The 9,331-nt window shown below is 68.2% G+C and carries 10 protein-coding genes; all 10 read right to left on the minus strand.

Annotated elements, in window-relative coordinates; genetic code table 11:
- The gene (locus ABY44_RS31795) at positions 1 to 726 is read right to left on the minus strand and encodes an amino acid ABC transporter ATP-binding protein (protein WP_091920165.1); all 726 of its coding nucleotides are present in this window, start codon (positions 724 to 726) and stop codon (positions 1 to 3) included.
- Between the two features lie 41 nt (positions 727 to 767).
- Entirely contained in the window at positions 768 to 1,424 is a 657-nt protein-coding gene (locus ABY44_RS31800; RefSeq protein ID WP_059693821.1) for an amino acid ABC transporter permease, read from the minus strand.
- Positions 1,421 to 2,185 carry an amino acid ABC transporter permease gene (locus ABY44_RS31805; RefSeq protein ID WP_060173036.1) on the minus strand — a complete coding sequence of 255 codons (765 nt, stop codon included), beginning with the start codon at positions 2,183 to 2,185 and terminating at the stop codon, positions 1,421 to 1,423. Before ABY44_RS31805 ends, ABY44_RS31800 begins: the two co-directional genes overlap by 4 nt.
- A 43-nt stretch (positions 2,186 to 2,228) precedes the next feature.
- Positions 2,229 to 3,047: a transporter substrate-binding domain-containing protein gene (locus ABY44_RS31810; RefSeq protein ID WP_060173037.1), complete on the minus strand. Its 819-nt coding sequence runs from the start codon at positions 3,045 to 3,047 to the stop codon at positions 2,229 to 2,231.
- Positions 3,048 to 3,087: 40 nt separating this feature from the next.
- Entirely contained in the window at positions 3,088 to 4,161 is a 1,074-nt protein-coding gene (locus ABY44_RS31815; RefSeq protein ID WP_060173038.1) for an ABC transporter ATP-binding protein, read from the minus strand.
- Between the two features lie 40 nt (positions 4,162 to 4,201).
- Positions 4,202 to 5,044, minus strand: a complete 843-nt coding sequence (locus ABY44_RS31820) for an ABC transporter permease (RefSeq protein WP_021162908.1) — start codon at positions 5,042 to 5,044, stop codon at positions 4,202 to 4,204.
- The gene (locus tag ABY44_RS31825) at positions 5,041 to 5,964 is read right to left on the minus strand and encodes an ABC transporter permease (RefSeq protein WP_027790891.1); all 924 of its coding nucleotides are present in this window, start codon (positions 5,962 to 5,964) and stop codon (positions 5,041 to 5,043) included. The genes ABY44_RS31820 and ABY44_RS31825 overlap by 4 nt, the downstream gene beginning before the upstream one ends.
- Before the next feature lie 4 nt (positions 5,965 to 5,968).
- A complete protein-coding gene (locus tag ABY44_RS31830) occupies positions 5,969 to 7,066 on the minus strand; it encodes an ABC transporter substrate-binding protein (RefSeq protein WP_048245295.1) in 1,098 nt (365 codons plus the stop codon).
- A gap of 150 nt (positions 7,067 to 7,216) precedes the next feature.
- Complete coding sequence (locus ABY44_RS31835; RefSeq protein ID WP_060173039.1) at positions 7,217 to 8,689, minus strand: aldehyde dehydrogenase family protein; 1,473 nt, start codon at positions 8,687 to 8,689, stop codon at positions 7,217 to 7,219.
- On the minus strand, positions 8,686 to 9,331 hold a 646-nt coding region (locus tag ABY44_RS31840; protein WP_431643182.1), incomplete at its 5' end, for a thiamine pyrophosphate-dependent enzyme. The genes ABY44_RS31840 and ABY44_RS31835, both read right to left, overlap by 4 nt.

Genomic DNA, 9,331 nt, shown 5'->3' on the forward strand with positions numbered 1-9,331 from the left:
TCAGTGCAGGATCTTCGCGAGGAAGTCCTTCGCGCGTTCCGATTTCGGATTCGAGAAGAAATCGTCCTTGCGGTCGTCCTCGACGATCGCGCCCTTGTCCATGAAGATCACGCGATGCGCGACCTTCTTCGCGAAGCCCATCTCGTGCGTGACGACCATCATCGTCATCCCTTCCTGCGCGAGTTCGACCATCACGTCGAGCACTTCGTTGATCATCTCGGGGTCGAGCGCGGACGTCGGTTCGTCGAACAGCATCGCGATCGGGTCCATCGACAGCGCGCGCGCGATCGCGACACGCTGCTGCTGGCCGCCCGACAACTGGCCCGGGAACTTGTGCGCGTGCGCCTTCAGGCCGACGCGGTCGAGCAGCTTCAGGCCCTTCTCGTTCGCCTCGTCCTTGCCGCGGCCGAGCACCTTGATCTGCGCGAGCGTCAGGTTCTCGGTGATCGACAGGTGCGGGAACAGCTCGAAATGCTGGAACACCATCCCGACCTTCGAGCGCAGCTTCGACAGGTTCGTCTTCTTGTCGCCGACCGACTGGCCGTTCACGAGGATCTCGCCCTGCTGGAACGGCTCGAGGCCGTTGACGGTCTTGATCAGCGTCGACTTGCCCGAGCCCGACGGGCCGCACACGACGACCACTTCGCCTTTCCTGACCTCGGTCGTGCAGTCGGTGAGGACCTGAAACGGGCCGTACCACTTCGAAACGTTGCTGATGGAAATCATGGGGGATACCTGCATCGTAATGAGGCGCGCGCGGCGCCGGTTCAGCGTGCCTTCGCGACGCGGTAGCGGCGTTCGAGCACGCGGGCGTACCACGTCAACGGGAAGCACATCGCGAAGTAGAGCAGCGCGACCATCGCGTAGATCGGAAACGGCTTGAACACCGCATTGGTGATGATGTTGCCGGTCTTCGTGAGTTCGGTCAGCCCGATGATCGACGTCAGCGCCGTGCTCTTCACCGCCTGCACGAGAAAGCCGACGGTCGGCGGCAGCGCGATTTTCCATGCCTGCGGCCACACCGCGTAACGGAGTTGTTGCGTCCACGTCATGCCGAGGCTGGCCGCCGCACTCCACTGGCCGCGCGGCACGGCGTCGACGCAGCCGCGCCAGATGTCGGCCAGGTACGCGCTCGCGTTCAACGTCAATACGACCGATGCGGCGGTCCACGGCGTCACGTCGATGCCGATCAGCGGCAGCCCGAAGAAACCGAGGAACAGCTGCATCAGCAACGGCGTGCCCTGAAACAGCTCGACGTACAGGCTCACGAAGCGGCGCAGCGCCGGCATCGGCGAGATGCGCATCGCGAGCAGCGCAAACCCGGCGACGCTGCCGCCGACGAACGTGATCAGCGACAGCAGCATGGTCCAGCGCGCGGCCAGTAGCAGGTTCCACGCAATATCCTGGAAGGTGAATTCGATCATCGGGCACGCTCCGTCGGGAGGCCGGTTTCACGGGAGCGCGCGCGCCACGTAAAGCGGGCAACGCACGAGCGGCGCGGTGCGGCGGCCGCACCGTGCGGCGCGCGGCCCGCGAACAGACGGCGGCCGACGCGATTGAGCAGCATGCGCAGCGCGATCGACAGCAGTAGGTAGATCGCAGTCACGACGATGTAGATCTCGAACGCACGGAAATTGCGCGACTGGATGAAGTTCGCCGCATAGGTCAGGTCGGGCACCGAGATCTGCGACACGACGGCCGAACCGAGCATCACGATCAGCACCTGCCCGAGCAGCGCGGGGTACACGTTCGCGAGCGCCTGCGGCAGCACGACCTGACCGAACACCTGCCGGCCGTGCAGCCCGAGCGCACGTGCGGCCTGCGTTTGCCCGTGCGGAACCGATTCGATGCCGGCCCGCAGGATCTCGACCGCATACGCGCCCAGGTTGACCGTCATCGCCAGCACGGCCGCCTGCGCTTCGTCGATGTGCACGCCGATCCCGGGCAGCCCGAAGAAGATGAAGAACAGCTGGACCAGGAACGGCGTATTGCGGATCAGCTCGACGTAGGCCGCGACCAGCGTGCGTGCCCAGCGCGGGCCGGCGAGCGCGGCCCACGCGCCGGCGGTGCCGATCAGGCCGCCGAGCGCGGTGGAGGCCGCGGTGAGGCCGAGCGTCACGCCGATCCCGCGCGCGAGCATGCCGGCGTAGAGGCCGAAATCGCTGAAGTCGAACACGTAGGTCATAACGATACCTTCCGTCGTGAATGCGGGGCGGGCGCGACGCGCGTCACAGGTCGGCCGGCAGTGCCGCGTGCAGCCACTTCTGCGACAGGGTGTTCAGCGTGCCGCTTTTCTTCGCGCCGGCGATCGCGTCATTGACCTTCTGCATCAGGCGCGGCTCGTTCTTGTTCAGGCCGACGTGATCGGGCGAGCTGAACAGCGAGAACTTCTGCTCCGGATCGATCGACGGATGGCGCGCGATGATCGTCGCGCCGACGTCGTTGCCGATCACGAGCAGTTGCGCCTGCCCCGACAGGAACGCCGCGATCGCGCCGTTTGGATCGTCGAAGCGCTTGATCGTCGCGTTCGGCGGCGCGACCTTGCTCACGCTCAGGTCCTCGAGCGTGCCGCGCGCGACCGCGACCGACTTGCCGGCGAGATCGGCGGTGCCTTTCACGGCGAGCGATTTCGGGCCGAATACCGCGAGATAGTACGGCGCATACGCGTTCGAGAAATCGATCACCTTCGCGCGCTCCGGCGTCTGGCCGACCGACAGCAGCATGTCGGTCTTGCGGTCGGCGAGATACGCCATTCGGTTGTCGCCGGTGACCTGCACGAGCTCGACCTTTGCGTTGAGCGCCTTGCCGATCAGCGTCGCCATGTCGATGTCGTAACCTTGCGGCTTCATGTCGGGGCCGATCGAGCCGAACGGCGGGTAGTCCTCGAACACGCCGATGCGCACGACGCCGGATTTCGCGATCGTGTCGAGTGCGTCGGCATGTGCGAGCGGCGCGATGGCGGCGAGACCCGCCGCGCAGGTGCAGACGAGGGCGGTGCGGGCGAGCAGGCGTCGCACGAGACGGTGGGCTTGGGTCGATGCGTTCATGATGGAGTCCTTGTTGCTGCGCTGGGGAAAGAACAGGAAATCAGGCGCCGCGTGCGGCGATCAGCTTGCATGCATGCGCGGGTAGCTCGGCGGCGACCGGCATGCCGACGTGCAGGTCGGGCGTTTCGCGCGGCGTCGTCGCTGCCGTCAGCGTGAAGCCGCGGCAATCGATCGTCGCCTCGATCGACGCGCCGACGTCGCGCACGAACGTGACCGTGCCGGCGAGCGTGTTCGGCGCGGACGGCGAGCCCGAGGCCGCGCGCACGCACACGTCCTCGGGGCGAATCAGCAGGCGCACGGCGTCGTCCGCGCGCGGCGCGTCGGGCGCGCGCCGGATCGCGAGCCGTTGTCCGCCCGGCAGCACGATCGCGTCGTCGCCGTCGCACGCGACCGGCAGGATGTTGCCGAGGCCGATGAAATCCGCGACGAATTCGTTGACCGGATCGCGATAGATGTCGAGCGGCCGGCCGACCTGCTGGATGCGGCCTTTCTCCATTACGACGATCTCGTCGGCCATCGTCATCGCTTCGCGCTGGTCGTGCGTGACCATGATCGTCGTGATGCCGAGCCGTTGCTGGAGCAGCCGGATCTCGACCTGCATCGCCTCGCGCAGCTTCGCATCGAGCGCCGACAGCGGCTCGTCGAGCAGCAGCAGGCGCGGAGACGAAGCGATCGCGCGTGCGATCGCGACGCGCTGGCGCTGCCCGCCCGACAGTTGCGTGACGAGCCGGTCGGCCAGGTGCGGAAGCTGGATGAGTTCCAGCAACTCCGCGACACGCTGCGTTTGAGCCGTCCTGGCCGTCTTGCGCAGCCGCAGCGGATACGCGATGTTTTGCGCGACCGTCATGTGCGGGAACAGTGCGAGCGACTGGAACACCATGCCGAAGTCGCGCCGGTTGGCCGGCACGTGCGTGAGGTCGCGGCCGGCGAACGTGATCGTGCCCGACGTCGGCGTCTCGAGGCCGGCGATGATCCGCATCAGCGTGGTCTTGCCGCAGCCCGACGGACCGAGAAAGCAGACGAGCTTGCCGTCCGGCACGGACAGGTCGACGTGATCCACGGCATACGCGTGCTGGAAGCGCTTCGTCACGCGCTGAAGGGTGAGCTGGGTCATGGGGAGTCCTTGGATGGGCGAGGGCGGAGTCGTGCGCGTATCAGAGCGCAACGCCCTTGTCGCCGACGAGTTTTTCGAGCATCCAGATCAGCGCGAAATCGATCGCGACGGTGAACACCGCGAAACAGAACACGGTCGGGTCGAGCGACGACACGGTGCGGCTGTAGAGCCAGACCGGCAGCGTCATCGTGTCGACGCTGTACAGGAAGAACGTCACCGTGAACTCGTTGAACGACACGATGAACGCGAACAGCATGCCGGCGAGGACGCCCGGCCGCATCAGCGGCAGGACGACATCGACGAACGCGCGGCGCGGGCTCGCGCCCATCAGGCACGCGGCTTCCTCGAATTCCGGGCCGATCGACGCGACCGATGCCGCGCAGTTCTTCACGGTAAACGGCAGCGTCAGGATCACGTGCGCGACGACGAGCCGCACGAGCCCGAGTTCGACCGGCAGCGCGTTGAACACGAGCAGCAGCGCGAGGCCGAGCATGACGAGCGGATAGACGATCGGCAGCGCGACGAGCTGCTCGACGAACGTCTTGCCGCGGAAGCGATAACGCGACAGCGCGTAGGCGGCGGGTACCGAAACCGCAGTCGCGACCAGCATCGTCGCGATCGCGACGACGAGGCTCGTCGTCAACGCGGCACCCATCGATTGCGCACTGCCGGCATCGGCGGTCACGAAGGTCTGCCAGGCGGCGCGGTACCAGTGCAGGCTGAAATCGCGCGGCGGGAATTCGAGCGTGCCCGACGAGCCGAACGACATCGTGATCATCGTCACGATCGGCAGTGCGGCGAGGCACAGCACGAGCGTCGCGAGGGTGCCGGTCGCGCGGCTCAGACGGCCGGGCAGCGGTGCTCGCGGCAGAAGGGCATTCATCGGTTCACCTCGTCACGTTGCAGGGCGCGCACGAGGCGCTGGGAAACCGCCATCACGACGAGCGTCGCGCCCATCAGCACGACACCCGAGGCCGACGCGGCCGGCCAGTTCAGCAGCGGCGCGACCTGGTCATGCACGAGCACCGCGAGCATCGGTACGCGCCGGCCGCCGAGCAGCAGCGGCACCGCGAACGCACTCGCGTTGTAGGCGAACACGAGCAGCGCGCCCGATACGAGCCCCGGCATCGCGAGCGGCAGCGTCACGTGCCGCAGCGTCTGCCAGCGCGTCGCGCCGAGCGTCGCGGCGGCTTCGTCGTACGCGCGGGACACGGCACGCAGCGCGCTCGACAGCGGCAGCACGGCGAGCGGGAATGCGGTCTGGATCAGCCCGAGCAGCACGCCGTGTTCGCGGTACAGCAGCTGCAGTGGCCGTTCGATGACGCCGGCCGCCAGCAGCGAGCGGTTGAGCAGGCCCGCCGGGCCGAGCATCACGAGCCAGCCGTAACCCTGCAGCAGCAGGTTGACGAGCAGCGGCAGCAGCACGCCGGCAAGCATGAGTCGCCGCGCGAGCCGCGATTCGGCGCGCGCCATCGCCAGCGCGACCGGGATCGCGAGCAGCACCGCGCATACCATGCTCTGGAACGCGAGGCGCAGCGTGAGCCACAGCGAGTGCATGAAGTACGGGTCGGCGAGATCGGCGTAGTTCTGCAGCGTGAACGTGCGCCATTCGTCGCCCGGCGTACCGACGCTCATCCGCAGTACGGTGAGCGTCGCCGCCGCGAGCACCGCGAGGAATGCGAGGATCGGCGCAAGCAGCAGCCACGGCGGCACGCCGGGCCGTGCGGCAGCGGCGGCCGAGGCGCCGCCGGCCGGGCCGGCGGCGACGGGTTCCGCGTGACGGGAGGAAGGCAGCGAGGCCATGTCGTCAGGCCGCGAAGAGGCTGGTATAGCGCTTGATCCACGCCGGCTGAACGGCGGCGAGCGCCTTGTCGTCGTGGAGGATGGCCTTCTCCGCGATCTGCTGCGGCGACGGCACGAATGCGCGGCTTTCTGCCGGGATCACGGCCTTCGAATTCACCGGCCCGTTCAGCACGTCCGCCGCCATCCGGCCCTGCACGCCCGCGTCGAGCGTGTGGTTGATGAACGCATGGATCAAGTCGAGGTCGCCCGGGTGCGCTTTCGGAATCACCGTGAACATCAGTTGCGTCGCGAAGCCTTCCTTCATCCCGTACGTCACGCCCATCTTGTAGTCGGGCTTGCGGATCTGGTCCGGGAAGAACGCGGGCGAATAGATGCCGCCGATGTCGAGCGAGCCGGTGCGGAACAGGTCGGCGACCTGGTTCGGGTTTTCGCCGAGCGTCATCACACGATCCTTGAGCGCCGCGAGCTTGCGGAAGCCCGGTTCGATGTTCTGCTGCGAACCGCCGGCCAGCTTCGCGGCGACGATCGCGAGATCGACCGCCTCGGCCCACTCCGGCGGCGGAAGAAACAGGCGCCCCGCATATTTCGGATCCCACAGCGCTTCGTAGCTCGCCGGTGCGGTCTTGACGGTCGACGTGTTGTAGATCAGCCCGTCCGACCACAGCAGGTAGCCGACACCGAACCCGTTTGCGCCCGTGCGGTACTGCGGCGCGACGTCCTTCAGGTTCGGCAGCCGGTTCAGGTCAGGCTTCGCGAGCAGGCCCGCATCGGCGAGGCCGGCCGCACCGACGCCGGCCAGCGTGATCACGTCGTAGGTCGGCCGCTCGCCGGCGGCCTTGACCTTCGCGACCATGCCCGACGTGCCGTCCGCGCGGTCGGCGATCACGCGTGCGCCGGTCTGCTTGCTGAACGTTTCCGCGATATTGCGCAGCGCGGCCGCACCGGTATCGTCAGACCACGTGAGGATGCGCAGCGTCTTGCCCGCGAAGCTGCTCGTCTGTGCCTTCGCAGTACTGATGAATGGCATCGGAAGGGCGGATGCGGCGAGTGCCGTGCCGAGGGTTTTGATCACCTGCCTTCTGCCCGCCTTGAAGTGTTGCATGGCCGTCTCCTGATGAACGATGCCGGGTGGTTCGATGCCGGTCGCCGAATGGCGGCGCGGGGTGTGGATGCACTGTAGGGACGTCAAATTTCCGCAACAAACGAAATATCCGCATGCGCGGCATGAGATAAACGCATGGCCCGGACGGCCTCAGCGGGCCGGCATCATGACCTGCTTGATCTCCTGGAATGCGGCCAGCCCGAACGGGCCGAGCTCGCGTCCGACGCTGCTGCGCTTGTAGCCGCCCCATGAGGTTTGCGGATAGATCAGTTGCGGCGTGTTGATCCACACGACGCCTGCTTCGAGCGCGTCGGCGACCCGCTTGCCGCGTGCCGCGTCGCGCGTGACGACGGTCGCGACGAGCCCGTATTCGGTATCGTTGGCGGCCGCGATCGCGTCGTACTCGGTATCGAACGTGCGGACGCACAGCACCGGCCCGAAGATTTCGTCGCGCCATAGCGGGCTGTCGGCCGGCACGTCGGCGAACAGCGCGGGCCGGATGAAGTAACCGGGGCCGGCGGGCGCGTCGCCGCCAGTCACGAGCCGCGCGCCGTCGGCGCGGCCTTGCGCGATGTGGCGCTTCACGCGCTCGTATTGCGCGCGGTTCGTCAGCGGGCCCATCTGCACGCCGGGCGCGAACGGCGGGCCGACGACGGTCGCGTCGATCCGCCGCGCGAGGCGTGCGATCAGGTCGTCGGCGAGCGGCGCGGCGACGAGCACGCGCGAGGTCGCCGAACACATCTGCCCCGCGTTGAACAGGCCGCCGCCCGCGATCAGCTCGACCGCGTGGTCGGGATCGGCGTCGTCGAACACGACGATCGACGACTTGCCGCCGAGTTCGAGGCCGACGCCCTTGATCGTGTCCGCGGCCGTTTTCATGACCTGCGCGCCGACCGCCGTGCTGCCGGTAAACGACACCTTCGCGACGAGCGGATGCGCGCACAGCCGGGCACCGACGTCGGGGCCGGTGCCCGTCACGACGTTCAGCACGCCTGGCGGCAGGCCCGCTGCGGCGGCGATCGCGACGAGTTCGAGTTCCGGCAGCGGCGTGATCTCGGACGGCTTCAGCACGACGGTACAGCCGGCCGCGAGCGCCGGCGCGAGCTTCCATGCGGTCGTCACCATCGGGAAATTCCACGGCACGATCAGCGCGGCGACGCCGGCCGGTTCGCGCCGGATCCATGCGCGGTGGTCGTCGCCGGGCAGCGCGACCTCGGTTTCGCCGTCGGTGTCGACGCGTTCCGCGAGGCTGGCGTAGTAGTTGAACGTGGCGATCACGTCGGCGACGTCGATCTCCGCTTCGGCGAACGGCTTGCCGTTATTGAACGACTGCAGCGTCGCGAGCCGTGTGCGGTGCGTGTCGACGCCGCGCGCGATCGCGCGGAGCAGGGCCGCGCGCGCGGCACCCGTCGTGCGTTTCCAGCCGGGAAACGCGCGGGCCGCGGCCTGGACGGCGCGCTCGACGTCCGCGCTGCCGCCGGCAGCCACATGCGCGAGGACCGCTTCAGTCGACGGATCGACGATCGGCAACGTGGCGCCGTCGGCGCCGGACCCCCACGCGCCGGCGATGAAAAGCCCGGTGCGCAGCGGCGGATCAAAGTGGAAATCGGGGGCCTGACTCATCGCTGCACCTGCTCGAACCATGTCGCTTCGTCGATCTCGATCACGGTCGGGATCGCGCGCGCGACGGCGTCGCGCAACGTGGCAGCCAGTGCGTCGGGCGTCGCGGCCGCGTGCGCCGCGCAGCCGAAGCCGCGCGCGAGCGCCAGGAAATCGGGCGTGTACGGATCGACGCCGATCGGCGTGATGTCGCGCGCGACCATGTATTTGCGGATCTCGCCGTAGCCGCGGTTGTTCCAGACGATCACGATCACCGGCACGCGGGCCTCGACCGCGCTCGCGAGCTCCGGCAACGTGAACTGCAGGCCGCCGTCGCCGATCAGGCAGACGACGGGGCGTGCGGGCGCGGCGAGTTTCGCGCCGATCGCGGCGGGCAGCCCGTAGCCGAGCGTGCCGTAGCCGGTAGACGAGTTGAACCAGCTGCGCGGTGCGTGCGCGTCGTGGGTGAAATTACCGACGTACACGGGGCTCGTCGAATCGCCGGCGACGATGACGCCGGGCAGCGCCGCGACGATCGTGTCGATCAGCCGCGCCTGCGCGCGCGCCGGGCCGTCGTGGCCCGACGCGATCGCGGCGCGCACGGCGGCCACGCGCGGCGCACCCCAGCCGGCTTCGGGGGGCGTCGTCGGTTTTTCGTGCAGGCGG

Source organism: Burkholderia sp. ZZQ-2, assembly GCF_050768715.1.
Lineage (GTDB): Bacteria > Pseudomonadota > Gammaproteobacteria > Burkholderiales > Burkholderiaceae > Burkholderia > Burkholderia cepacia.